23 protein-coding genes are annotated in these 23,969 nt (G+C 60.6%); 10 read left to right on the forward strand and 13 right to left on the reverse strand.

The annotated features are described in order from the left end of the window. Positions 1 to 38 precede the first annotated feature (38 nt). From gyrB to QMO80_RS13165, 5 genes are all read right to left on the reverse strand, one after another. Positions 39 to 2,474: a DNA topoisomerase (ATP-hydrolyzing) subunit B gene (gene gyrB, locus QMO80_RS13145; protein WP_283196982.1), complete on the reverse strand. Its 2,436-nt coding sequence runs from the start codon at positions 2,472 to 2,474 to the stop codon at positions 39 to 41. A 135-nt stretch (positions 2,475 to 2,609) separates the two neighbouring features. After that, entirely contained in the window at positions 2,610 to 2,987 is a 378-nt protein-coding gene (locus QMO80_RS13150) for a helix-turn-helix domain-containing protein (RefSeq protein WP_003544097.1), read from the reverse strand. Continuing rightward, positions 2,984 to 3,553 (reverse strand): Smr/MutS family protein, encoded by a 570-nt coding sequence (locus QMO80_RS13155; protein ID WP_283196983.1) that lies wholly within the window; start codon positions 3,551 to 3,553, stop codon positions 2,984 to 2,986. Before QMO80_RS13155 ends, QMO80_RS13150 begins: the two co-directional genes overlap by 4 nt. After that, entirely contained in the window at positions 3,553 to 4,692 is a 1,140-nt protein-coding gene (locus QMO80_RS13160; protein ID WP_283196984.1) for a murein transglycosylase A, read from the reverse strand. Before QMO80_RS13160 ends, QMO80_RS13155 begins: the two co-directional genes overlap by 1 nt. After that, positions 4,685 to 5,389 (reverse strand): Tim44/TimA family putative adaptor protein, encoded by a 705-nt coding sequence (locus tag QMO80_RS13165; RefSeq protein WP_283196985.1) that lies wholly within the window; start codon positions 5,387 to 5,389, stop codon positions 4,685 to 4,687. Before QMO80_RS13165 ends, QMO80_RS13160 begins: the two co-directional genes overlap by 8 nt. 131 nt (positions 5,390 to 5,520) lie before the next feature. On the opposite strand from QMO80_RS13165, the gene QMO80_RS13170 reads away from it, so the two are divergent. After that, a complete protein-coding gene (locus QMO80_RS13170; protein WP_283196986.1) occupies positions 5,521 to 6,027 on the forward strand; it encodes an FxsA family protein in 507 nt (168 codons plus the stop codon). 101 nt (positions 6,028 to 6,128) lie between these two features. After that, positions 6,129 to 6,611 carry a protein-export chaperone SecB gene (secB, locus tag QMO80_RS13175; RefSeq protein ID WP_049732659.1) on the forward strand — a complete coding sequence of 161 codons (483 nt, stop codon included), beginning with the start codon at positions 6,129 to 6,131 and terminating at the stop codon, positions 6,609 to 6,611. 81 nt (positions 6,612 to 6,692) lie between these two features. Here the strand turns inward: secB and dnaQ are convergent, their stop codons facing one another. From dnaQ to QMO80_RS13200, 5 genes are read right to left on the reverse strand one after another with little or no spacing between them, the layout of a single operon-like run. Beyond that, positions 6,693 to 7,415 (reverse strand): DNA polymerase III subunit epsilon, encoded by a 723-nt coding sequence (gene dnaQ, locus QMO80_RS13180; RefSeq protein ID WP_283196987.1) that lies wholly within the window; start codon positions 7,413 to 7,415, stop codon positions 6,693 to 6,695. After that, on the reverse strand, positions 7,408 to 8,019 hold the full coding sequence (gene coaE, locus QMO80_RS13185) for a dephospho-CoA kinase (RefSeq protein WP_283196988.1): 612 nt from the start codon (positions 8,017 to 8,019) through the stop codon (positions 7,408 to 7,410). The genes dnaQ and coaE overlap by 8 nt, the downstream gene beginning before the upstream one ends. Then, positions 8,019 to 8,876 (reverse strand): shikimate dehydrogenase, encoded by an 858-nt coding sequence (locus QMO80_RS13190; RefSeq protein WP_283196989.1) that lies wholly within the window; start codon positions 8,874 to 8,876, stop codon positions 8,019 to 8,021. The genes coaE and QMO80_RS13190 overlap by 1 nt, the downstream gene beginning before the upstream one ends. Continuing rightward, complete coding sequence (locus tag QMO80_RS13195; RefSeq protein WP_283196990.1) at positions 8,869 to 9,468, reverse strand: Maf-like protein; 600 nt, start codon at positions 9,466 to 9,468, stop codon at positions 8,869 to 8,871. The genes QMO80_RS13190 and QMO80_RS13195 overlap by 8 nt, the downstream gene beginning before the upstream one ends. 33 nt (positions 9,469 to 9,501) lie before the next feature. After that, the gene (locus QMO80_RS13200; protein WP_283196991.1) at positions 9,502 to 10,323 is read right to left on the reverse strand and encodes a pyruvate, water dikinase regulatory protein; all 822 of its coding nucleotides are present in this window, start codon (positions 10,321 to 10,323) and stop codon (positions 9,502 to 9,504) included. Between the two features lie 400 nt (positions 10,324 to 10,723). On the opposite strand from QMO80_RS13200, the gene hemE reads away from it, so the two are divergent. From hemE to QMO80_RS13240, 8 genes are all read left to right on the forward strand, one after another. Then, positions 10,724 to 11,755, forward strand: a complete 1,032-nt coding sequence (hemE, locus tag QMO80_RS13205) for a uroporphyrinogen decarboxylase (RefSeq protein ID WP_283196992.1) — start codon at positions 10,724 to 10,726, stop codon at positions 11,753 to 11,755. After that, on the forward strand, positions 11,752 to 12,294 hold the full coding sequence (gene hemJ / locus QMO80_RS13210) for a protoporphyrinogen oxidase HemJ (RefSeq protein WP_283196993.1): 543 nt from the start codon (positions 11,752 to 11,754) through the stop codon (positions 12,292 to 12,294). The genes hemE and hemJ overlap by 4 nt, the downstream gene beginning before the upstream one ends. Positions 12,295 to 12,493: 199 nt before the next feature. Further along, positions 12,494 to 13,759 (forward strand): transcription termination factor Rho, encoded by a 1,266-nt coding sequence (rho, locus tag QMO80_RS13215; RefSeq protein ID WP_003571435.1) that lies wholly within the window; start codon positions 12,494 to 12,496, stop codon positions 13,757 to 13,759. A 102-nt stretch (positions 13,760 to 13,861) separates the two neighbouring features. Then, the gene (mnmE, locus tag QMO80_RS13220) at positions 13,862 to 15,181 is read left to right on the forward strand and encodes a tRNA uridine-5-carboxymethylaminomethyl(34) synthesis GTPase MnmE (RefSeq protein ID WP_283196994.1); all 1,320 of its coding nucleotides are present in this window, start codon (positions 13,862 to 13,864) and stop codon (positions 15,179 to 15,181) included. A gap of 61 nt (positions 15,182 to 15,242) precedes the next feature. Then, complete coding sequence (gene mnmG / locus QMO80_RS13225) at positions 15,243 to 17,120, forward strand: tRNA uridine-5-carboxymethylaminomethyl(34) synthesis enzyme MnmG (RefSeq protein WP_283196995.1); 1,878 nt, start codon at positions 15,243 to 15,245, stop codon at positions 17,118 to 17,120. Between the two features lie 21 nt (positions 17,121 to 17,141). After that, the gene (gene rsmG / locus QMO80_RS13230) at positions 17,142 to 17,759 is read left to right on the forward strand and encodes a 16S rRNA (guanine(527)-N(7))-methyltransferase RsmG (RefSeq protein ID WP_283196996.1); all 618 of its coding nucleotides are present in this window, start codon (positions 17,142 to 17,144) and stop codon (positions 17,757 to 17,759) included. Between the two features lie 19 nt (positions 17,760 to 17,778). After that, a complete protein-coding gene (locus QMO80_RS13235; RefSeq protein WP_283196997.1) occupies positions 17,779 to 18,573 on the forward strand; it encodes a ParA family protein in 795 nt (264 codons plus the stop codon). A 27-nt stretch (positions 18,574 to 18,600) separates the two neighbouring features. Further along, on the forward strand, positions 18,601 to 19,482 hold the full coding sequence (locus tag QMO80_RS13240; protein WP_283196998.1) for a ParB/RepB/Spo0J family partition protein: 882 nt from the start codon (positions 18,601 to 18,603) through the stop codon (positions 19,480 to 19,482). Between the two features lie 174 nt (positions 19,483 to 19,656). On the opposite strand, the gene holA is transcribed toward QMO80_RS13240, so the two are convergent. The 3 genes from holA to leuS are packed head-to-tail and all read right to left on the reverse strand — an operon-like array spanning position 19,657 to position 23,849. Continuing rightward, on the reverse strand, positions 19,657 to 20,697 hold the full coding sequence (holA, locus tag QMO80_RS13245) for a DNA polymerase III subunit delta (RefSeq protein WP_283196999.1): 1,041 nt from the start codon (positions 20,695 to 20,697) through the stop codon (positions 19,657 to 19,659). Between the two features lie 10 nt (positions 20,698 to 20,707). Then, the gene (lptE, locus tag QMO80_RS13250) at positions 20,708 to 21,229 is read right to left on the reverse strand and encodes an LPS assembly lipoprotein LptE (protein ID WP_283197000.1); all 522 of its coding nucleotides are present in this window, start codon (positions 21,227 to 21,229) and stop codon (positions 20,708 to 20,710) included. Then, positions 21,219 to 23,849, reverse strand: coding sequence for a leucine--tRNA ligase (gene leuS, locus QMO80_RS13255; RefSeq protein ID WP_283197001.1), 2,631 nt, complete (start codon positions 23,847 to 23,849; stop codon positions 21,219 to 21,221). The genes lptE and leuS overlap by 11 nt, the downstream gene beginning before the upstream one ends. Positions 23,850 to 23,969 lie beyond the last annotated feature (120 nt).

The raw sequence follows: 23,969 nt of genomic DNA on the forward strand, positions 1-23,969 counted from the left end.
TGCCTGGGACGGCGGGGCTTTTGCTTGGAAAATAACAATCAGATATCGAGGTTGGCGACGCTCAATGCGTTGTCCTGGATGAATTCGCGCCTCGGTTCGACTTCATCACCCATCAGCCGGGCGAAGAGGCCGTCGGCATCGGTGGCGTCCGCGACCTTGACCTGCAGCAGCGAACGCACGTTCGGATCAAGCGTCGTTTCCCAGAGCTGCTCGGCATTCATCTCGCCAAGCCCCTTGTATCGCTGCATGGTCAGGCCCTTGCGGCCGGTTGCGAAGATTGCGTCGAGCAAGGCGCGCGGACCCGAGATCTCGAGGTCGCCTTCGCGGCGATGCAGCGACGGCGGCGTCTGATAGATTTCCTTGAGACGTGATGTCAGCTGGTCGATGTGCCGGGCATCCGAGGAGCCGATCAGCGCCATGTCGAGCACGACGATCTCCTTGACGCCGCGGACCATACGTTCAAGGCGCAGGCCGCCATCGCTGCTCAGATCGCCCTGCCAGCCGCGCTCGGTTTCCTCGGCGATAATGTCGAGACGGCGTGCCACCTCGCTCGTCAATGCCTGCGCTCTTGCCCGGTCGCTGACGAGCTCGGCATTGAGGGCACCGGCGATTGCCGCCTGTTCGATGACCGCACGATTGTAACGCGAATGGAGATTGTCGAGCAAAGCGCGCATGCGCAATGCGTCGAGGATGACCTCGCGCAGATCCTGGCCGGTGCGGACTTCGCCGCTGCCGAGCTTCAGCGCCGCATCTTCCAGACCCTGGCTGATGAGATATTCCTCGAGCGCCTTCTCGTCCTTCAGATACTGCACCGACTTGCCGCGCGCGACTTTATAGAGCGGCGGCTGGGCGATGTAGAGATGGCCGCGTTCGATCAGCTCCGGCATCTGGCGGAAGAAGAAGGTCAGCAGCAGGGTGCGGATATGGGCGCCGTCGACATCGGCGTCCGTCATGATGATGATCTTGTGGTAGCGCAGCTTCTCGGCATTGAACTCATCCTTGCCGATGCCGGTGCCGAGCGCGGTGATCAGCGTGCCGATTTCCTGGCTCGACAGCATCTTGTCGAAACGGGCGCGTTCGACGTTCAGGATCTTGCCGCGCAACGGCAGGATCGCCTGGTTTTCGCGCGAGCGGCCCTGTTTGGCCGAGCCGCCGGCGGAATCGCCCTCGACGAGGAAGACTTCGGATTTTGCCGGATCGCGTTCGGAACAGTCGGCAAGCTTGCCCGGCAGCGAGGCGATATCGAGAGCGCCCTTGCGGCGGGTCAGTTCGCGGGCCTTACGAGCGGCTTCGCGCGCCGCGGCGGCCTCGACGACCTTGCCGACGAGAATCTTGGCTTCGCTCGGATGCTCCTCGAACCAGGTGTTCAGCGCCTCGTTGACGAGACTTTCGACAACGGGACGCACTTCCGAGGAGACGAGCTTGTCCTTGGTCTGCGAGGAGAATTTCGGATCGGGCACCTTGACCGAGAGAACCGCGGTGAGGCCCTCGCGGCAATCTTCGCCCTGCAGCGTCACCTTTTCCTTTTTGGTGATGCCGGAATTATCGGCATAGGACACCACCTGGCGCGTCAACGCCGCGCGGAAGCCGGCCATATGCGTGCCGCCGTCGCGCTGGGGAATGTTATTGGTGAAGCAGAGCACATTCTCGTGGTAGCTGTCGTTCCACCACATCGCGACCTCGACGGTGATGCCGTCCTTTTCGCCGCGGATGGCGACCGGCTTGTCGACGAGCGACTTCTTGGCCCGGTCGAGATAGGCGACGAAAGCCTCGAGGCCGCCGTCATAACGCAGCTCTTCCTGCTTGATATCGGAATGGCGCTTGTCGGTCAGCAGGATGCGCACGCCCGAGTTCAGGAAGGCGAGTTCGCGCAGACGATGCTCCAGTGTGCCGTAGTCGAACTCCGTCATGGTGAAGGTTTCGCTGCTCGGCATGAAGCTTACTTCCGTGCCGGTCTCATCGGGCGCGTCGCCGGTGACCTTCAGCGGCGCATCGGCCACGCCGTGGGTGAAGCTCATTTCATGGATGTTGCCCTGGCGGCGGATCTTCAGTTTCAGCCAGACGGACAGGGCGTTTACGACGGAGACGCCGACGCCGTGCAGACCGCCGGAGACCTTGTAGGAATTCTGGTCGAATTTGCCGCCGGCATGGAGCTGCGTCATGATGACTTCGGCCGCCGATACACCTTCGCCGCTATGGATGTCGGTCGGGATGCCGCGGCCGTTATCGGTGACCGTCACCGAGCCATCCGGATTGAGCGTGACGGTGACGATGTCGGCATGGCCGGCAAGCGCTTCGTCGATGGCGTTGTCGACGACTTCATAAACCATGTGATGAAGGCCGGAGCCGTCGTCGGTATCACCGATATACATGCCGGGGCGTTTGCGCACGGCATCAAGGCCCTTCAGAACCTTGATGGAATCTGCGCCATATTCGGTGCTTACGCCGTTTTCCGTCGCGGATGTATCGCTCATTCTGTCGAGATTTTCCCTGTTGTCGTAAAGCTGCGGCGGGCCTTGCGAATCACCGGCTTTCTTCACTCTCATATATAGGTTTTTTGGGCACACTTCCCAATGGCAAGTCCCCCGAACAAGGCATAAAACAGGGGATTATGACGCTTTTCCGTCGCCTTTGCCGCCATTTTCGAGAAGAGCGGATAACCGGCCGATCTCGGCACTGTCAAGGTTGCGAATCCGCCGCGCCAATCGGTTGGCAAATTCGGTATATTCCGGCGGCAGGCCGGAGGTGTCGATGACGACGCGCGGGTCGGAGGAGCGGGCGAGCAGAAACAGCTCCTCGGCCTCATCCCAGATGATGTTGAAATAGCCGGCGATGCGCTGCAGCAGATCGAATGTCGGCAGGCCGCGCTTGCCATGTTCCAGCGCCGAGAGATAGGCGGGAGAGACGTTCAGCGCTTCCGCCATCTCCTTCTGCGAGACACCCTTGCGCGCTCTCAGCCGGCGAACCGCCTCTCCGAAGGGGGTCATGGCCTTTCCCCATGCCGCCGCGACAGGCGAATGTAGAGAGCCCCCTCACCGCCATGATGCTGTGCGGCCGACTCATAGGAGGAAATCAGGTAGCGGAATTCCGGCTTTGAGAACCACAGCGGCACGGCCCGCTTCAGCGCGCCGTCGCTGCCCATCGAGCTGCCCTTGCCGGTGATGACTAGGACATGACGCAGACCGCGCTCGTGGGCGCGGATCAGGAAATCGAGCAGGATGACATGCGCCTCGCTCTGTACCAGGCCATGCAGGTCGATCCGTGCTTCGAGCGCCAGCCGGCCCTTGGCGATCTTGCGCTTGACCGGTCTTTCCAGCGGATGATGCACCCCGGCCGGCCGTTTCGACGCCGACGGCGTTGCCGGCTGTTCCGCTGGAAACGAGACAGGCGTCTGGTTTTCGGCCTTCTCCCGTTCCGCCGCCGCTTCCGTCTCGGCGAGAAAGGCATCGAGTTCGCTCAGTTCTTCCGTCTTGCCGGGCATCGGCCGGGTGCTGCGGGCCACTTTGCCCCAGAGGATTCGCTCATCGGCGCTGAGCTTGCGATCCTTGGCCATCAGTCGAATCGTCCGGCGGCGGTATTGGGAATGAGGATGGCGAAATCGGCGTCGTTGCGGACGGTGCCGGCCCTTTCTCCCGCCAAATCCCCCGAGCCGGTGAAGATATCGCCGCGCGCCGGGCCGACGATCGCCGAGCCGGTATCGAGCGCCAGCATCAGCCGGCGAAAAGGCCGGCCTTGATCGAGATGGGTGAGGCTTTCGGCGCGGATGAAAAAAGGAAAGCCGAATGTATGGATCATCCGGTCGACGGCAAGCGAGCGGCCGGCGAGAAGCGGCACCTTGGCGGCGGCGATCGGACCTGCCTGAAGATCGGCGGTTTGCAGGCCGATAGCCTGCGAGGGCACCTCACGAAAGAAAATATAGGAGCGGTTATGCCACAGCACCTCGTCGACGCGCTCGGGATTGCGCGCCAGCCAGGCGCGGATCGTCTGCATCGAGATGTCGGCGCGAGCAATCTCGCCTCGGTCGATCAGCAGCTTACCGACCGCCGAAAAGGGATGGCCGGCCTTCGCCGCATAGGTGATGCGGCCGATACGGCCATCGCTGTAGTGCAAACGGGCCGCCCCCTGCACATGCACGAAGAAGACGTCGACCTTCGACTTCGCCCAGGCGATTTCGAGACCGCGGCCTTCGAGAAAACCCTGATCGATGGCGCGGCGATCCGGATAGGCAGCGATACGGCCATCATGCCGGCGGCCAAAAGCATAGGAATTGTCGAGCTCGGCGGGGCGATTGGCATCGTCGAGATCGATCAGATCGTCCGGGCGCCGGTAGAAAGGGAAACGGAAAACCTCGTCCGGCCGCTCCGATACCTCGATCTCAGGTTCGTAAAAGGCGGTGACGAAGCCGGGATTGCCATCCTTGCGGCGGATCAGGAAGGGCCGGCAATGCGTCTCGAAAAAGGCGCGCGCCAATGCCGGCGATGACGGCGTGACATCCTCGGCGGCCAGCAGCAGCGGGAGCAGGTCTTCCGAACTTAGGCCGAGCGATCCGGTGCGGTAGGGTTTGACATCGCTGATCTGGCGACGGCAGCGGCGCATGACTTCAAAAAGGCCGGAGGGATCATCATCCTTCCAGCCTTCCAGAGTGTCGAAGCTTATGGCCTGCAGGACGAAGTCCGATGCGTGGTCACTCATGTTCCGATTCGGTCGCCACGAGTTTCCAGTTCGGATCGCGCGAGCGGGTGTCGCGGGCGAAGGTCCAGAGGTCGTTGACCTCGGCGACGTTTTCGGCGTCGCCTTCGATCAGCACATCCGCTTTGTCGTAGGTCGCCGATATCAGCTGGCTGATGATGCGAACGGTGATCTGCGCTTCGCTGCCCTTCGTCTCCGCATGGGTGATTTCGGCCTTGTCGATACCGACGAAGGTGGATTTCGCCTTATCACCCCGGCTTTCGCGCTCGCCGATCGCCGCCTCGAAGCCGTCATAGACTTCGCGGGACAGCAGGTTCTTCAGCGTTTTGCGGTCGCCATCGGCATAGGCCATGACGATCATCTCGTAAGCCATGCGGGCGCCGTTCAGAAACTCCTTCGGGCTGAAGGCGGGATCGGCCTTGTTCAGCGCGCGCAGCGATTCGTTGAGCGGCGTTCCGGGGGCGGCGAAGGCGTCGATGGCGGCGAAGCGATCCTCATCCTCGCTCGTCGCATCGCGGCGCGGCAGCGTCACGACCTTGCCGGCATCGGCGGCTTCGGCCGGAGCCGCATCCCGCGGCGTATAGAGATCGCGCGGCGGCTTCTCATTTCCGGTGCGGCGGCCCAGCACGGAGCGGAGCTGAAAAAAAATCAGCACAGCCGCCACCAGGAAGAATAATGTGATGAAGTCGTTCGAACTCATATCGTGTCGCAGCCGCCGTTAACATCTCTGATTTGTACTCCCATATAGTCTGCCTATACAGATGATTCAAATGATGGCTGGCATCTTCGCCGGCGCCAAGAGGAGACCGGCAAGACCGGGACATCACGACCATGCGTTTTTCGATCCTGCCCGCTTTCCTTCTGCTGCTGCCGCTCGCCGAAATTGCCGGTTTCGTCGTCGTCGGCCGGGCCGTCGGATTGTGGCTGACACTAGCCCTCGTCATGCTGGGCTTCGTTCTCGGAGTGGTTCTGCTGCGCCGGCAGGGCATCGGTATTTTGCGCCGCATGTCGAGCGAGGGGCGAAACGGGGTGATGCCGGGCCGCGAGCTGCTGCGGCCGGCGATGAACGTCATCGCCTCGCTGCTCTTGATCATTCCCGGCTTCCTCACCGATATCGTCGCGATCCTCATTCTCATTCCGCCGGTGCGCGAATTCGTCTGGCGGGCGATCGCCAAACGCTTCGTCACCGTCAATGCCGCGGGTGGTTTTTCTGCCGGCCCCAAACCCGATTTCCGCGACCGCAAGCCGAATTCGAAGGTGGTCGATCTCGACGAGGAGGACTATCATAGGCAGCCGGACCGCAACTCGCCGTGGTCGGGCAAACATCTCGGCGATTGAAGCACTTCGACCGATCAACGGCGCCAAGCGCCCAGGGTTGTAAGCCCTCCCCCGAAATGTTAGATGGCGGCACCATTCCCATGCCCCTCGAGGAAAAGCCAATGGCAGACGATAACAACAGCAACGGTGCGGCCAGCCCCACCCTCTCGATCCTTGCGCAATATACCAAAGATCTCTCCTTCGAAAATCCGGGTGCGCCGCGTTCGCTGCAGGCCCGCGACAAGGCGCCGACGATCAACATCAATGTGAACGTCAACGCCAACCCGCTTTCGGATACGGATTTCGATGTCGTGCTGTCGCTGAATGCCGAAGCCAAGGACGGCGACAAGACGGTTTTCCATGCCGAACTCACCTATGGCGGCGTCTTCCGCGTTGCCGGTTTCCCGCAGGAACACATGCTGCCGGTTCTCTTCATCGAGTGCCCGCGCATGCTTTTCCCCTTCGCCCGTCAGATCATTGCCGACGTCACCCGTAATGGCGGTTTCCCGCCGCTGATGATCGACCCGATCGACTTCACGCAGATGTTTGCCCAGCGCGTTGCCGAAGAACAGGCCCGCGCCAAGGTTCAGGCCGTTCCGAACTGATCGGATCTTTCTTCGCTGAAATGCGGATGCCCGGGCTGGTCCCGGGCATTTTCAATTGAGGCTGGTTCAATTGAGGTCGGTTTAATCGAGGTTGGCGTATTTCGCCCAGATGCCTTTTTCGCCGAGCTTGGCGACGAGCGCCTGATGCGCCTGCGCCTCGGACTGGCTGAGGCGGGGGGCAAGCGGGCGGGGCCGCTCGAGCACGGATGCAATCACCACATTCTCTTCCTCCGCCCCATCGCCGCGACCGTTCTGACCCGATGTAGCGGTCATGCTCAGGCCGAACGCTGCCTGCCTGCCGCCGATCATCTCGATATAGACCTCGGCGAGCAGTTCGGAGTCGAGCAGCGCGCCGTGTTTGGTGCGGTGCGAATTGTCGATGCCGTAGCGCCGGCAGAGCGCGTCGAGCGAATTCGGCCCCATCGGATGTTTGCGCCGCGCCATCGACAGCGTATCGACCACCCGCTCCGGCAGGATCGGCGGCAAACCGATCCGCGCCAATTCGGCGTTGATGAAGCCCATATCGAAGGTGGCGTTGTGGGCGATCCACTTGGCATCGCCGAAGAAGGCAAGGATTTCTTCGGCGACCTCCGCGAAGGGCTTCTTGTCCTTCAGGAATTCGTCGGTGATGCCGTGCACGGCGAGGGCATCCGGATGAACCTTCTGATCGCCGGGATTGATGAAGATATGGATCACGTTGCCGGTCGGGAAATGGTTGAAGAGCTCGATGCCGCCGATTTCGATGATGCGGTCGGCGCGGTTGTCGAGGCCGGTGGTTTCCGTATCGAAGATGATCTCACGCATTCCGGAAATCTCCCTTGGCAATCCGTATTTTCAGGTCGGCGATAATCTCGAGCACCCGTTCCTTGGTCTCCGCGATACTGCGGCTGCTGTCGATCAGATAATCCGCCCGTCGCCGTTTTTCCGCGTCCGGCGTCTGGCGTGAGAGAATCATCTCGAATTTTTCCTCGGTCATGCCCTCGCGCGCAAGCACCCTCTCGCGCTGAATCTGTGGACCGGCGCTGACGACGACGACGACATCCACTCTTTCCCAGGCGCCGGTTTCGAAGAGCAGCGGAATATCAAGGACGACCATCTCGGCGCCGGCGGCGCGCTGCCGCTTCAGAAATTGCGTCTCGCGTTTGCGCACCAGGGGATGGACGATCGCTTCCAGGCGTTTGAAGCCGTCGGGATCGAGCGCCAGCTGACGGCCGAGTTCGTGCCGGTCGACGGCTCCATCCTTCATCGTGCCGGGAAAGGCGGCATCCACCAGGGGTGCTGCCTCGCCGGCATAGAGATCGTGGACCACGGCGTCCGAATCGTTCAGCGGGATTCCGGCCTCGGCGAAGAGTTTGCCCGCCGTCGATTTTCCCATACCGATGGAGCCGGTGAGACCGATCTTCAGCATCAATGGGCTTCCATATCCGCGATGATCAACGCGCGCAGCGCGGCGTCGACGACGGGACGCTGGCCGAACCATTTTTCAAAACCCGGCACGGCCTGATGCAGCAGCATGCCAAGACCATCGACGGTGGAAAATCCCTGCTCCTGCGCCTGGGCCAGGATCGGTGTCTTCAAGGGGATATAGACGATATCGGTGACGACGGCGTCGGCTGCAAGCGGCGTGAAATCGAGCTGGGGTGCGGCCTCACCATCCATGCCGAGCGACGTGGTGTTGATGAAGAGGCCGGCGCCTTTCATGACTTCAGCGAGCGCGTCCGTCGGATGGGCGGAAACTTTCGGGCCGAAGCGATCGGCCAGTTCACGCGCCCGTTCGACGGTGCGGTTGACGACGTGGATCTCCCTGAAACCGCGATCGCGGACCGCCTGAATGATCGCCCGGCTGGCGCCGCCGGCGCCAAAGACGACCGCCGTGTCATGCCGGTCCCAGCCCGGGCGGCGTTCGTCGAGATTGGCGGTGAAGCCGCGGCCGTCGGTATTCGTCGCATGCAGCAGACCGTCTTCCAGCCAAAGCGTGTTTGACGCACCGAGCTCGCGGGATAATTCGTCCGGCTTGTCGGCGAGACGGAAAGCCAGCTCCTTGTGGGGGATGGTGACATTGCCGCCGGCAAAGCCGGAACTGCCATCCTTCAGCGACGCTATGAAATCGGCAAAGGCCTCGGGCGCCACTTCATAGGCGCGATAGCTGCCCGGCAGACCAAGCGTTTTCAGCCAGTATCCATGGATCAACGGCGAGCGCGAATGCTTGATCGGAAAGCCCGTGACAAACGCCTGCGGGCCCAATGTTTCACGTGAATCATCCATCGATTGCTCCGAGTTCGCGCAATTTTTTTAAGAGAGGCAGCATCGGCAGGCCGAGAATGGTGAAATAGTCACCCTCGATTTTCTCGAAGAGCTGAACGCCTTCCCCCTCCAACTGATAGGCGCCGACGCTGGAAAGCGCTTTCTCGCCAACCCGCGCCAGATGCCTGGCGATGAATTCCGCCGTCAAGGGCCGCATGGTCAGCTCGGCATGGGCGAGATGTTCCCACACCACGGCACCGTTGCTGACGATTGCCACAGCACTGTTCAGCCGGTGGGTCACGCCGGAAAGCGCCTGAAGATGGTTGGCCGCATCTTCCATATCGCGCGGTTTGTGGAAGACACGATCGCCGAGCGACATCGTCTGATCCGAACCGATGACCAGGCCGTCCGGAAAACGGCTGCCGACATCCTCGGCCTTCGCCTTGGCCAGGACGAGGGCCACCGCATCCGGCGTTGCGCCGGCTTTCTCAAGCGGCGCTTCGACCGCCCGTTCGTCGATCCTTGCGGCATGCGCCTCGAAGGATAGACCGGCATTTTCCATCAGCATCCGCCGAAAGGGGCTCGACGATGCGAGGATGAGTTTCTGCGTCATGGGTTCCTCGATGGAGCGACTGCCGGTCAGCGCTTAACGCAGCTTCGGGCGCAGGGCAACGATTGCCGCGGCGGTTTCTTCGATCGAGCGGCGAGTGACGTCGATCAGCGGCCAGTTATGGCGAGCGCAGAGCGAACGGGCATATTTCAGCTCCTCGGAAATCGCAGCGCGATCGGTATAATGTTCACGATCGAAGCCATGCGTGGCGCCGAGGATGCGATTTTCCCGCACCTGTGAGATACGGTCGGTGGTGGCGATCAGGCAGACGATCAGCGGCTTGGTCGTGACGAACAGGCTTTCCGGCAACGGTACGCCATAGACGATCGGAATGTTTGCCGTCTTGATGCCGCGGTTGGCGAGGTAGATGCTGGTCGGTGTTTTCGACGTACGGCTGATGCCGATGATGACGACATCGGCGTCATTGTAATCGTCCGGCATCTGGCCGTCGTCATGATCCATGGTGAAATTCAGCGCTTCGATGCGCGCGAAGTAACCGGCATTCATCACGTGCTGGGCGCCGACGCGACGGCGCGACGGCGCGCCGAGATAGATCTGAAACGCATTCATCACCGGCTCCAGCACGTTCACCGAGGCGACCCCCATCTCGATGCAGCGCTCGTCGATCAGGCTCGCAAGCTCCCGGTCGACGATCGTATAGAGCACGATGCCGGGGGCATCGTCGATCGCCTGCAGAACCGGCAGCAGCTGCTTGCGGTTGCGGATCAGCGGATAGACATGTTCGATCGGCTGAGCGGATCTGAACTGTGCCGATGCGGCGCGGCCGGCGGAGATCAGAGTCTCTCCCGTTGAGTCAGAAATCAGATGCAGATGAAAGAAGTTCGTTCTGTTCTCCACGCTATTTTCCGCTGCCTGTTGAAAACACTGGATGAAAGAGAGCTAAGGCGGCGAGGCAGCTCCCGGCAAGGGAAAACATGCCTCTTTATCCACATTTCGAATTTTGCAGATCGGTTTCGGCAGGCCCTGTGGATGATGGGGAACAGATTGATTTGTTGAGGCGAGGTCCACAGCTTATCCACAGCCAAGAGAAAAATCATCCGTCCGGAAGGATTTGGAATCATTTTCAGATTCGGCTTCTCCCCGAACTTTCTTGAGAATGGCGAAATCCTTCCGATATTTTTTGCAGGCACGCGACAAATGGCGTCGGCGGTGGATGGATTTTAATCCTTGATAGACACCGACTCTAAGAAATAGAAACCTTTTAAAATATCTTTGATTTTTTATAGGGAAGAAGCGCTTGAGCGACACGCGCCGAAAGATCATGAGGGTTCTCGATGGCGAAGGCCTCTCCCCTCCGCCCCTGTGGCTGATGAGACAGGCTGGACGTTATCTCCCGGAATATCGGGAGACCCGGGCAAAGGCCGGGAGTTTCCTCGATCTCTGTTACTCGCCCGAACACGCCGTCGAAGTGACATTGCAGCCGATCCGCCGTTATGGCTTTGACGCGGCCATCCTGTTTTCGGATATCCTGGTCATTCCCGACGCGATGAAAAGGAATGTCCGCTTTACCGAGGGCCATGGACCGGAGATGGATCCGATCGATGAAGCCGGTATCGGGCGATTGAACGGGGAAGAGGTTGTCGATTATCTCCAACCGGTTCTGGAGACGGTGCGGCGTTTGCGTGAGGAGCTGCCCGATGAAACGACGCTGCTCGGTTTCTGCGGCGCGCCCTGGACGGTTGCGACCTATATGATCGCCGGTCACGGTACGCCGGATCAGGCCCCTGCCCGTCTCTTCGCCTATCGCCATCCCCGCGCCTTCGAACATCTGCTGATGCTGCTTGCCGACGTCTCGGCCGATTATCTCGTCGCGCAGATCGATGCCGGCGCCGACGCGGTGCAGATTTTCGATTCCTGGGCCGGCGTTCTCGGCGAGAGGGAGTTCGAGGCGTTCGCGATCAGGCCGGTTGCGCGAATGATCGCTTCGGTCAAATCGCAGCGGCCGCATGCGCGGATCATCGCCTTTGCCAAGGGCGCCGGCTACCAGCTGAAAACCTATCGTCAGAAGACGGGCGCTGACGCGATCGGCCTCGATTGGTCGGTGCCTTTGGCCTTTGCCGCCGAACTGCAGAAGGATGGACCGGTTCAGGGCAATCTCGATCCGATGCGCGTCGTTGCCGGCGGCCGGGCGCTGGAAGAGGGTATCGACGATATTCTGCAACATCTCGGCCATGGACCGCTGATCTTCAATCTCGGCCACGGCATCACGCCACAGGCCGATCCCGAGCATGTGCGCCTGCTGGTCGATCGCGTGCGGGGGTCGAGGTGACGGTGGAAAAGCAGACCGATCGCCGGCCCGGCGCCTATGCCCGCCAGCGCGCCCATTTTGCGCTGGCTTTCTTCGCCCTGATGGCGGTCGGGCTTTTCGCCTGGAACCCGGACAATCTCTATCTCTGGATCAAGGCGCTCCACATCATCGCGGTGATTTCCTGGATGGCCGGGTTGTTTTATATGCCGCGGCTGTTCATCTACCACACCGATGCCGAACCGGGTTCGGTGCAATCGGAAACCTTCAAGGTGATGGAGCGCCGGCTGCTGCGGATCATCATGACGCCGGCGATGATGCTGACATGGATCTTCGGCCTCTATCTCGCCTGGTCGGTCTACGGATTCCACGGCGGTTGGCTGCATGCCAAGATCGGCCTCGTGGTGCTGCTGACCGGTGTTCATATGTTCTTCAGCCGCGCCGTCCGCGCCTTCGAACGGGATGAAAATCGCCGCTCCGCGCGCTATTGGCGGTTCATGAACGAGGCGCCGACCTTGCTGATGATCCTGATCGTGATTCTCGTCGTGGTGAAGCCGTTTTGAGGCCAAATTCGCCTTCAGGTTAAATTTGCTTCATTTTAAGCAGCCCTCTTGCGGCGGCGATTGCGAGTCGCTATTTTCCGCGCACCTCATCTACGTGGCATGTGTGTAGAGTTCAGTCGTCTGCGAGCCCTTTCGCGGTACCGAATACGACCCAACATCGCCTTTCCCCTGCAAAATTGAAAAGAGTATTGGTCACTTCATGGCTGAAATGAAGCTTCAGGAACTTAAAAGCAAATCCCCGACGGATCTTCTGGCTTTCGCCGAATCGCTCGAGGTCGAGAATGCCAGCACGATGCGCAAGCAGGAGCTGATGTTTGCGATCCTCAAGATGCTTGCCAGCCAGGATGTCGAAATTATCGGCGAAGGGGTCGTCGAGGTGCTGCAGGATGGTTTCGGTTTCCTGCGTTCGGCCAATGCAAACTACCTGCCCGGTCCTGATGATATCTATATCTCGCCGTCGCAGATTCGCCGTTTCTCGCTCAAAACAGGCGATACGGTCGAAGGCCCCATCCGCGGGCCGAAGGAAGGCGAGCGCTATTTCGCGCTGCTGAAAGTCAACACCATCAATTTCGACGATCCGGAAAAGATCCGTCACAAGGTTCATTTCGACAATCTGACGCCGCTCTATCCGAACGAGCGCTTCAAGATGGAACTCGATATTCCGACCTCCAAAGATCTGTCGCCACGCGTGATCGACCTTGTGGCGCCGCTCGGCAAGGGCCAGCGCGGCTTGATCGTCGCACCGCCGCGCACCGGTAAGACCGTGCTGCTGCAGAACATCGCTCATTCGATCACGGCAAACCATCCGGAATGCTATCTCATCGTTCTGCTGATCGATGAACGCCCCGAGGAAGTGACCGACATGCAGCGCTCCGTCCGCGGCGAGGTCATCTCCTCGACCTTCGACGAACCGGCCGTGCGTCACGTCCAGGTGGCGGAGATGGTCATCGAAAAGGCCAAGCGTCTTGTCGAACACGGCCGCGACGTCGTCATCCTGCTCGATTCGATCACCCGTCTCGGCCGCGCCTACAACACGGTCGTGCCCTCCTCGGGCAAGGTGCTGACCGGCGGTGTCGACGCCAATGCGCTGCAGCGCCCGAAGCGCTTCTTCGGCGCTGCGCGTAACATCGAGGAAGGCGGTTCGCTGACGATCATAGCGACGGCGCTGATCGACACGGGCAGCCGCATGGACGAAGTCATCTTCGAAGAGTTCAAGGGCACCGGCAACTCGGAAATCGTCCTCGACCGCAAGGTCGCCGACAAGCGTATCTTCCCGGCGATGGATATTCTGAAGTCCGGCACCCGCAAGGAAGACCTGCTCGTTCCGCGCCAGGATCTGCAGAAGATCTTCGTGCTTCGCCGCATTCTGGCGCCGATGGGTACAACCGATGCAATCGAATTCCTGATCGACAAGCTCAAGCAGACGAAGAACAATTCCGACTTCTTCGACTCGATGAACACATAATCCTTAGCCGGATTCATCCTATGGAAGCTGGGGACATCCGAACGATGTCGCCAGCTTTTCTATTTGGCAGGATCGATTCGGGTTCGAACCGGAACAGGTGATATGGCCATGTTGCATGATACGATCTATGCGCTATCGAGCGGTGCCACACCCTCCGGGGTGTCGGTCGTTCGAATCAGCGGCCCGTTGACCAAGCAGATCTTGGCCAGCCTCGTCGGATCGGTTCCGACAGCCCGGTATGCATCGCGCCGAACGATTCGGAATCGTAACAACCAGCCGATCGATGGCGGCCTCGTGTTGTTTTTTCCGGCACCACACTCGTTTACCGGCGAAGACGTGGCCGAACTGCAGCTGCACGGCAGCAAAGCCGTGCTGGCAGCGCTGTTTCAAACGCTTGGCGAGGTTCCGGGCGTTCGAATGGCGGTCGAAGGTGAGTTCTCCCGGCGGGCTTTCGAAAACGGCAAGCTCGATCTGGTCGAAGTCGAAGGCCTGGCCGACCTCATCGGCGCCGAGACCGAGATGCAGCGGCGGCTAGCGGTGGAACAGAGCGCCGGCGGGCTTTCCGTCATTTACGATTCGTGGGCGGAACGATTGACACGCGCACGGGCGCTGATCGAGGCGGAACTTGATTTTCCCGACGAGGACGACGTTCCCGGCTCGGTGTCCGAAATGGTCTGGGCCGATATGGAAAGGCTGCGCCATGATATCGAGCAGCATCTCGCGGCAGCTTCGGCGGGAGAGATTATCAGGGACGGCTTCAAGGTGGTCATCGCCGGCGCGCCGAATGCAGGGAAATCCAGCCTGTTGAACGCTCTGGCCCAGCGCGACGTGGCCATCGTCACGGAGATCGCCGGAACCACCCGCGATATCCTGCAGGTCGATCTCGATATTGATGGCTACCTGATAAAGCTTTATGACACGGCTGGCCTTCGCGAGGCGGATGACCGTGTTGAAATGGAGGGCGTGCGGCGGGCCCGCGTGGCGCTCGGCGATGCCGACCTCGTGCTGCTGCTGCTCGACATGACGGATCCCCTGCTCCCCGACGACTTGGACCAGGCTTTGCCGCATGTTACTGTCGGGACGAAAAAGGATCTCGTGGAGACCGTCTCGGGTCCTTACGATCTGCAGATTTCGGCGGCAACCGGTGACGGCTTGCCGGAATTGCGGCAGTTGATCGGCAAGAGCGTCGCCGCGCGGTTTACCGGCCTGTCCATGGCGGTCCCCAGTCGGCAACGGCATAAGGATTCGCTAGCGAAATGTCTGGCGGCGCTTGAAATGGCGATTTCGGCGACAGACATCAATCTCGAGCTGCGGACGGAACAGCTGCGCATTGCTGCGGACTATTTAGGGAGAATTACGGGCAGAGTGGATGTCGAACAGCTGCTCGGGGTGATCTTCTCGGAGTTTTGTATCGGCAAGTGATTCACGTGAAACACCAGACTGCTGGGTCTCATGTGAAGGACAGCCGGATTTGGAGTCTCGGATGACCGATAATGTCTATGATGTCATTGTGATAGGGGGCGGCCATGCGGGCTCGGAAGCCGCCAGCGCGGCCGCGCGCCTTGGCGCCAAAACCGGATTGGTGACCCATAGACGCGACACGATCGGCGTCATGTCCTGCAATCCGGCGATCGGCGGGCTGGGTAAAGGTCATCTGGTCCGCGAGATCGACGCGATGGACGGGCTCATGGGTCGCGTCGCCGATGTCGCCGGCATCCAGTTCAGGATGCTGAACAAGAAAAAAGGCGCGGCCGTGCGCGGTCCGCGGACCCAGGCCGATCGAAAACTCTATCGTCTGGCGATGCTGGCGGCGATCGAGACGACAGCGAGTTTGGATATCATCGAAGGCGATGCGTTTGATCTGCAGGTCGTCGATGGGCGCGTGGCTGGCGTGACCATGAAAGATGGCCGATTGCTGACGGCGCCGGCTGTCGTTCTGACGACCGGCACTTTTCTTCGCGGTCTTATTCATATCGGTTCGGAAAAGACGCCGGCTGGCCGTGTCGGTGAAGCGCCGTCGATCGGGCTGTCGGCCACTCTGGCCAGGCTTGGCTTGCGGTTGGGACGGTTGAAGACCGGAACCCCGGCGCGGCTGGACGGAAAGACCATCGACTGGCAGGCCGTCGGCCGGCAGGGCGCCGACGAGGAGCTTATCCCCTTCTCGCTGATGACCGATGCGATAACCACGCCGCAGATCGAATGCGGAGTCACCCGGACGACCGAGGCGACGCATCGTATCATTGTCGATAACATCATGCGGTCGGCAATGTATTCCGGTCAGATCGAAGGTGTCGGCCCGCGTTATTGTCCGTCTATCGAAGACAAACTGGTCAAGTTCGGAGAGCGGGATGGACATCAGGTCTTTCTTGAGCCCGAAGGTTTGGACGACGATACCGTTTACCCGAACGGCATCTCGACATCGCTGCCGGCGGAGGTCCAGGCAGACTTCATCAAGACGATTCCCGGCCTTGAGACGGCGAGAATCATTCAGCCGGGTTATGCGATTGAATATGATCATGTCGATCCGCGGGAGCTGACGCCCTCGCTCGAGGTCAAACGGCTGAAAGGCTTGTTTCTCGCCGGCCAGATTAATGGCACCACGGGTTACGAAGAGGCGGCCGCCCAGGGCTTGGCCGCCGGGCTGAATGCTGCGCTGCGAAGCAGTGATTCGGATCCGTTTCATTTCAGCCGCACCAATTCCTATATCGGCGTAATGATCGACGACCTCACCTCGCGCGGCATTACGGAGCCGTATCGAATGTTTACCTCGCGGGCGGAGTATCGACTGACGCTGCGGGCCGACAATGCCGATATGCGCCTAACGCCGCTGGCGATGCGACTTGGATGCGTGAGCGGCGACCGAGAACAGCGATTCACACGCTATCAGTCAGAGATCGAAGTGGGTCGGACGCTGTTGCAGTCACTGGCGGTGACGCCGAACGAGGCACGACGCGCCGGTTTGAATATCAATCTCGATGGTCAGCGTCGAACGGCCTACGATCTGCTCTCCTATCCCAATTATGATTTCGATGCGCTTCGGAAGGTTTGGCCCGAAGAGCTCGGCACCATCTCCGGAAAAGCGGCGGAAGCCTTGGAAATCGAAGCGGGCTATTCCGTCTATCTGGATCGGCAGGCCGCGGCGATTGTCGATCAGCAGCGCGACGAGGAACGGCATATACCCGCCGATTTCGACTATGCCGCGCTGTCTGGGCTGTCGAATGAGCTGAAGGCCAAACTCGGGGCGGTCCGCCCTTTCAACATTGCCCAGGCTGCGATCGTTGAAGGGATGACCCCCGCCGCTATCGCCCTGCTGCTCGTGCACCTGCGTCGACGCCACTCGTCCGAGCGCTATAGCGCCTAGCCACAAGATTTGAGAGTTAGAATGCAATTAAACGGCTTGCGTGTTTCACGTGAAACACAGGAACGGCTGCAGCACTTCGCGGCCCTCTTTCAAAAATGGGCGAAGACCATCAACCTGGTGGCGCCGTCGACGCTCGACGATCTCTGGACCCGGCACATCGCCGACAGCAGTCAGGTATTTCAGATCCATCCCAAGCCGGTCACCTGGGTCGACCTCGGCAGCGGCGGTGGTTTCCCCGGAGTCATCACGGCGATCTTTCTGGCCGAGCTACAGGACGGATGGGTGCATCTGGTCGAGAGCAACCATAAAAAGGCAGCCTTTCTCAGGACAGCGCTGCGGGAAACAAATGCCCGCGGCAGCGTGCACAGCACGCGAATCGAGGATGCTCATGCGGAGATTGGCGAATGCCAGGCGATTTCGGCGCGGGCGCTCGCCGATCTCGACGGGCTTCTCGACTATTCCGCCGTCTGGATGCTGGGGACGAAAGATTGTCGCGGCTTTTTTCATAAAGGCCGGGATTACCTGAGGGAAATCGACAAAGCACGTGGTCGGTGGGAATTCGATCTGTTAGAACATAGAAGCGTCGTCGAGCAGGAATCTGTTATTTTGGAAATATCGAATCTCCGGCGCTTGGTTTAACAGATCGGATATTGCGGCAATGGCTGGCGAACGACATCGGATTATCACCATCGCAAATCAGAAGGGTGGTGTTGGCAAAACGACCACCGCAATCAACCTGGCAACGGCGCTCGCTGCTATTGGCGAGCGGGTTCTGATCGTCGACCTCGATCCGCAGGGTAATGCCAGCACCGGTCTCGGTATCGACCGTCGAGATCGCAAGCTCTCCTCCTATGACTTGATGGTCGGTGAGCGCGGGATCACGGAGGTAACGCTCGAAACGGCGGTGCCCAATCTCTTCATCATCCCTTCGACGATGGATTTGCTCGGTGTCGAGATGGAAATTTCGCAGCAGAGCGATCGAGTGTTCAAATTGCGCAAGGCCCTGTCCTCGCCCGAGGCCATGGCATTTTCGTATATTCTTCTGGATTGCCCGCCCTCGTTCAATCTGCTGACGATGAATGCGATGGCGGCAGCCCATTCGGTGCTGGTGCCGCTGCAGTGTGAATTCTTCGCGCTGGAGGGGTTGAGTCAATTGCTTGAGACCGTCAGCCAGGTTCGTCGAACGGTCAATCCACGCCTGGATATTCAGGGAATTGTCCTGACGATGTTCGATGCACGCAACAATCTCGCCCAACAGGTGGTCAATGATGTGCGCACGCATCTCGGCGAAAAGGTTTACCACACGTTAATTCCGCGCAACGTGCGGGTCTCCGAGGCTCCCTCTTACGGCAAGCCGGCTATTCTCTACGATCTGAAATGCGCGGGCAGCCAGGCCTATCTGCAGCTTGCCTCGGAGGTCATCCAGCGCGAGCGCCAGCGACTGGCCGCGTGATTATCATTGCAGGGGTGAGTTTGGATCATGAATGACGATGTATCGAAAAGGCGATTGGGCCGCGGCCTTGCGGCGCTGATTGGCGAAATGGATCAACCCGTCCCGGTGGAAGCGGAGCGGACAATCAGTGCCGACCGAATGATCCCGATCGAGTTCGTCAGCCGCAACCCGCGCAATCCTCGTCGTTTCTTCGACGACACCGAGCTGCACGATCTCGCCAGCTCCATTCGTCAGCATGGGATCGTGCAGCCGATCGTCGTGCGGACGATGGACCGCGATCAATATGAGATCATTGCTGGCGAGCGCCGCTGGCGCGCCGCCCAGCTGGCGGGGTTGATCGAGATCCCCGTTATCGTCCGCGACGTCGATGACAAGACGGCGCTGGAGATCGCCATTGTCGAAAACGTCCAGCGGGCGGATCTCAATCCACTCGAAGAGGCACTGGGTTACGAGCAGCTGATTGCCGAATATGGCTATACGCAGAACGACCTCGGCGAAATCATCGGCAAAAGCCGCAGCCACGTCGCCAACTCCTTGCGCCTGTTGAAGCTGCCCGATCCGGTTCGTGATCTGCTGGCCGCCGGCAGCCTCTCGGCCGGGCACGCGCGCGCGCTGGTTTCGACGCCGGACCCGGCAGGTCTTGCCCGCACCATCGTCGCCAAGGGCATGTCGGTGCGCGACGCGGAAAAGCTGGCGCAAAACAATATCAAAGCACAATCCGAACCGCAGCTGGCCGCCTCGCGGCGGGATCAAAAGGATTCGGACACGCTGGCCCTGGAGCGGACGCTGTCCGATGCACTCGGTCTCGATGTTGCGATCAATCACAAGACGAGCGGCGGCCAGATCAAAATTTCCTATAAGTCGCTGGAGCAGCTAGAAGAAATCTGCCGGCTGCTTGAAAGGCGCTAACGGCTGTCGCGAAACTGTGCAACGGTTTCCCAGGCAAAACGCGAAGCGCTTTGCCGCAACGACATGCTAGAAGCTAAAGCGCGAGGGGCGAATCTGAAAGATCGCGGTGTGCTTAGCGCTCGTCGCCCGGAAGTCTAGCCGTTCCGGATAGACTTTTGCCTAACAGAGATTTGCTCAGGCGGATTTACGGCCGGATTGAAGAGTGGTGGACAGAAGCGTTTGCATCGCAACGCTGTCTTCCAGCACCTGTCGCCGTCGGCTTTGCAGAATGGCGGCCTGCAGACGATTGGATTCACGCGCGATGGCTTCCGCAGTCCATTGGCGCAGCGCCTGTTCGATGATCGGCTTACGGCGGAAATGCAGATGACGGCCCATCGTCTGCATGATCTGAGGCGCCTGCAGGCGTTTTTCCTCCATTTCAGCCCGCATCGTATCAAGAAGCTGAAACTGCTTCAGGCAGGCCTGCAACACAAGAAAGATCGCGGTTTTCGAGCTGCTGATCTTCTGCATGGCGTGGAGAAAACCGTTGAGATCGCCGCTCAAAATCGCGTCGACGGCATCGTCGACGGAGATCGCGCTGGCGTCGCCGATTATTTCGGTAACGTGATGTTCTTCCACCGTCTGGAAGCCGCGGCAATAGAGGGCGAGCTTGCGTACCTCATTGCGTGAAGCGATGCGGTCGCCGCCGATCAAGGAAACTAGAGCCTGGCGGGCGGCTGGCGTGATGCCGAGCTTCTCCGCGCTCAATTCGGTATCGATCAGGGCATTGAGGGCGCGGCTGTCATCGGCATAAGAGGGAATCGTCATGATCGATCGCGCGGCCTCGGCCGTCTTGCGAAGCAGGGAGCCCTTCTTCAAGTCTCCGGCTTCGACGATCAGATGGGCAGATTCGAGCGGCTTTTCAGCCAGCAGCGCCAAGGGATCGACAAGATATTTTTCATTGGCGGCGCCGCGGATCCAGATCAGTTTCTCGCCGCCGAACAGTCCGATAGACTGAGCCTCGTCGACCAGCCGCCCCGGATCCTTCTGCAGGTCGCCGATGTCGAGCTTGGTCAGCGAGAAAGGATCGTCAAGAGCGACACCGGTCTTACCGGCAAGCAGACCGGCGCGTTCGGACACGAGACCGCGGTCCGGCCCGTAAATGACGAAGATCCGGTAGTTCCGCGCCGATTTCTGCAGGAAAGTTTCGAATTCGTGGGATTTTATCTCCGCCACATCTCCGCCCTCAGCGGCTGAGCGCAGCGGCGATATCGGCCCCGACGAATTCCGCCACCTGATCGGCCGCGCGGTTCTCGGCATCCCGGATCGCCCGCTGCTTGGCGAATTCCTGGTCAGGGAAGTCCACCAGCGCGGTGGTCGAGCGGCTGCCGGCCTTGATCACGTGGTTGTCGGTCGTGGCGCGCAGCGTGTAGGTGACGCTGACGGTGACACGGCCGGCGCGCGAGGTATCGGCCGAATCCGTCAGCAGCGTGTCGGCCACGGACGAAGTGGCATGCAAATCGACCTGATAGTCCGGCTTGTCGGGTTCGCCGGCGCCACGCGACGCCATGAAGATCAAGTGATTGCGGACCTGCTGCTCGACCCGGCTGCCTGCCGGGGAAAAGCCGACCGAGGCGAGCTTTTCGGTGAGACCGGAATTTTCCGAATAAAGCGGCCGGACCTGGCAGGCAGAGAGAAAAGCCGTGGAGGCAAGGATCATGGCGATGCCGGCATTACGTGCCAGCTTGCAAGCGATATCAGACGACAATGTTCACAATCCTTTGGGGAACCACGATGATCTTCTTCGGTGCCTGTCCGTTCAGCGCGTTCTTCACCGCATCCAGATCCAGCACGGCGTCGGTGACGGCATTCTGATCTGCGTCGCGAGAAATTGTCAATTCAGCGCGCTTCTTGCCGTTGATCTGGACGGGCAGGACGACATCATTTTCGACGACGAGCGTCTCGTCGTATCGCGGCCAGCCGGTCCGGGCAAGCAGCCCCTTATTGCCGAGCGCCGTCCAGCATTCCTCGGCCAGATGCGGCGTCATCGGCGCGACCAGCTGAATGAGGATCTCGGCGGCATCGCGCACAGCGGCGCGATAGGTGGCATCACCCTCGCCCGCCGCAACCCTGGTCATCGGCGCTGCCAGCGCGTTGACGAGTTCATAGATTCGGGCGACGGCCTTGTTGAACCAGAGCTTGTCGTAATCGTTCTCGACGGCCTTCAGGGTCCTGTGGGCAGCCTGCGAGATCGACAGTGCTTCCCCCTCGGTCGCCGGCGCCGGCGCGACGGCGGAAAGCGCGTTCGCGGCTTCGGAAATCAATCGCCACAGACGCTGGGTGAAGCGATGGGCGCCTTCGACGCCGGCTTCGGACCAGATGACGTCACGCTCCGGCGGCGAGTCGGACAGAACGAAGAAACGGGCGGTATCGGCGCCGTAGGAGGCGATGATATCGTCGGGATCGACCACGTTCTTCTTCGACTTCGACATCTTCTCGATCGAGCCGATGGCGATCTCCTCGCCTGAGGTCAGCAGGAAGGCGCGGCGTTTGCCGTCGAGTTCCTCGATGCGGATATCGGCTGGGGCCACCCATTCCCGGCTCGCGCCGGCCCCGCGGCTATAGGTCTCATGAACCACCATGCCCTGGGTGAAGAGGCCCTTGAAAGGCTCGGTGGCGGCGACATGGCCGGTCTCGCGCATGGCGCGGGTGAAGAAGCGGGAATAGAGCAGATGCAGGATCGCATGCTCGATGCCGCCGATATACTGATCAACCGGCAGCCAACGGTTAGCCGCCTCAGGATCGGTCGGCTTTCCTTCCCAGGGCGCCGTGAAACGGGTGAAATACCAGCTCGAATCGACGAAGGTATCCATCGTATCCGTCTCGCGGCGAGCGTCCTTGCCGCAGGTCGGGCAGGCAACGTGCCGCCAGGTCGGATGACGGTCGAGCGGATTGCCCGGCTGGTCGAAGGTGACGTCGTCGGGCAGCTTGACCGGCAGGTCTTTCTTCGGCACCGGCACGACGCCGCAATCATCGCAATGGATGACCGGGATCGGGCAACCCCAATAACGCTGCCGGGAAATGCCCCAGTCGCGCAGACGGAAATTGACCTTGCGCTCAGCCACCGGCGCATTGCCGAGCGAAGCGCCCGACAGACGGTCGGCAACGATATTGAAGGCTTCCTCGGTCGTCTTGCCGTCGAGGAAGCGCGAATTGATCATCACGCCATCGCCGTCATAGGCCGTGTCGCCGATTGAAAAGCTCGCCGCATCGCCGTCTTTCGGCATGACGACCGCCACGACCGGCAGGCCATATTTCCGGGCAAAATCCAGGTCGCGCTGGTCGCCCGAGGGGCAGCCGAAGATCGCGCCGGTGCCATAATCCATCAGCACGAAATTGGCGATATAGACCGGCAGCTCCCAGGAGGGATCGAGCGGATGGCGGACGCGGATACCGGTATCCACGCCCTTCTTCTCGGCGGTCTCCAGGGCGGCAAGCGAGGTGCCGGCGCGACGGCACTCCTCGCAGAAGGCCTCGATATCGGCGTTCTTGGCGGCCGCATCCTTCGCCAGCGGATGATCGGCGGCAATTGCCAGGAAGGAGGCGCCGAAGAGCGTGTCCGGCCGGGTGGTATAGACCGTGATCTCGCTCTCGCCGGCGGGCGCCGTTTCCGGCACGATCTCCCAGCGGACCGTCAGGCCTTCCGAGCGGCCGATCCAGTTCTTCTGCATCAGACGCACTTTTTCCGGCCACTGGTCGAGCGTATCCAGCGCGTCGAGCAGGTCCTGGCTGAAATCGGTGATCTTGAAGAACCATTGCGTCAGTTCGCGCTGTTCGACCAGCGCGCCGGACCGCCAGCCGCGGCCGTCGATCACCTGCTCGTTGGCGAGCACGGTATTGTCGACCGGATCCCAGTTGACCTTCGACTGCTTGCGGTAGACCAGGCCCTTCTCCAGGAAATCCAGGAAGAGATGCTGCTGGTGCTGGTAATACTCGACGTCGCAGGTGGCGAATTCACGGCTCCAGTCCAGCGAAAGCCCCATGGCCTTCAACTGCGCCTTCATCGAGCCGATATTCTGGTAGGTCCAGGAGGCCGGGTGCACGCCGCGCTCCATGGCAGCGTTCTCCGCCGGCATGCCAAAAGCGTCCCAGCCCATCGGATGCAGCACATTGTAACCGCGGGCGCGCTTGTAGCGGGCGACGACATCGCCCATGGCGTAATTGCGGACATGGCCCATATGGATGCGCCCCGACGGATAGGGGAACATTTCGAGGACGTAATATTTTTCGCGCGGATCTGAATTGTCGGTCTCGAAGACCTTGTCTTCGTTCCATTTCTGCTGCCAGCGGGGCTCGGCATCGCGCGGATTATAACGTTCGGTGGCCATGTTATTCGAAATTCCGGAAAATCAGGGGAGGTTGGTCGAGACCTTCACCATGAAACCACCGTAGCGTCAAGTTTTGCGAGCCGCGGCAAGCGCCCGATCTTCGTTGCGGCCAGGCGATTT

This window comes from Rhizobium sp. BT03, from assembly GCF_030053155.1.
Lineage (GTDB): Bacteria > Pseudomonadota > Alphaproteobacteria > Rhizobiales > Rhizobiaceae > Rhizobium.

What these genes read in the sequence shown, in the direction of transcription:
- gyrB (WP_283196982.1), bottom strand. Translation starts at nt 2,474, where the DNA reads ATGAGCGATACATCCGCGACGGAAAACGGCGTAAGCACCGAATATGGC.
- QMO80_RS13150 (WP_003544097.1), bottom strand. Translation starts at nt 2,987, where the DNA reads ATGACCCCCTTCGGAGAGGCGGTTCGCCGGCTGAGAGCGCGCAAGGGT.
- QMO80_RS13155 (WP_283196983.1), bottom strand. Translation starts at nt 3,553, where the DNA reads ATGGCCAAGGATCGCAAGCTCAGCGCCGATGAGCGAATCCTCTGGGGC.
- QMO80_RS13160 (WP_283196984.1), bottom strand. Translation starts at nt 4,692, where the DNA reads ATGAGTGACCACGCATCGGACTTCGTCCTGCAGGCCATAAGCTTCGAC.
- QMO80_RS13165 (WP_283196985.1), bottom strand. Translation starts at nt 5,389, where the DNA reads ATGAGTTCGAACGACTTCATCACATTATTCTTCCTGGTGGCGGCTGTG.
- QMO80_RS13170 (WP_283196986.1), top strand. Translation starts at nt 5,521, where the DNA reads ATGCGTTTTTCGATCCTGCCCGCTTTCCTTCTGCTGCTGCCGCTCGCC.
- secB (WP_049732659.1), top strand. Translation starts at nt 6,129, where the DNA reads ATGGCAGACGATAACAACAGCAACGGTGCGGCCAGCCCCACCCTCTCG.
- dnaQ (WP_283196987.1), bottom strand. Translation starts at nt 7,415, where the DNA reads ATGCGTGAGATCATCTTCGATACGGAAACCACCGGCCTCGACAACCGC.
- coaE (WP_283196988.1), bottom strand. Translation starts at nt 8,019, where the DNA reads ATGCTGAAGATCGGTCTCACCGGCTCCATCGGTATGGGAAAATCGACG.
- QMO80_RS13190 (WP_283196989.1), bottom strand. Translation starts at nt 8,876, where the DNA reads ATGGATGATTCACGTGAAACATTGGGCCCGCAGGCGTTTGTCACGGGC.
- QMO80_RS13195 (WP_283196990.1), bottom strand. Translation starts at nt 9,468, where the DNA reads ATGACGCAGAAACTCATCCTCGCATCGTCGAGCCCCTTTCGGCGGATG.
- rho (WP_003571435.1), top strand. Translation starts at nt 12,494, where the DNA reads ATGGCTGAAATGAAGCTTCAGGAACTTAAAAGCAAATCCCCGACGGAT.
- mnmE (WP_283196994.1), top strand. Translation starts at nt 13,862, where the DNA reads ATGGCCATGTTGCATGATACGATCTATGCGCTATCGAGCGGTGCCACA.
- mnmG (WP_283196995.1), top strand. Translation starts at nt 15,243, where the DNA reads ATGACCGATAATGTCTATGATGTCATTGTGATAGGGGGCGGCCATGCG.
- rsmG (WP_283196996.1), top strand. Translation starts at nt 17,142, where the DNA reads ATGCAATTAAACGGCTTGCGTGTTTCACGTGAAACACAGGAACGGCTG.
- QMO80_RS13235 (WP_283196997.1), top strand. Translation starts at nt 17,779, where the DNA reads ATGGCTGGCGAACGACATCGGATTATCACCATCGCAAATCAGAAGGGT.
- QMO80_RS13240 (WP_283196998.1), top strand. Translation starts at nt 18,601, where the DNA reads ATGAATGACGATGTATCGAAAAGGCGATTGGGCCGCGGCCTTGCGGCG.
- leuS (WP_283197001.1), bottom strand. Translation starts at nt 23,849, where the DNA reads ATGGCCACCGAACGTTATAATCCGCGCGATGCCGAGCCCCGCTGGCAG.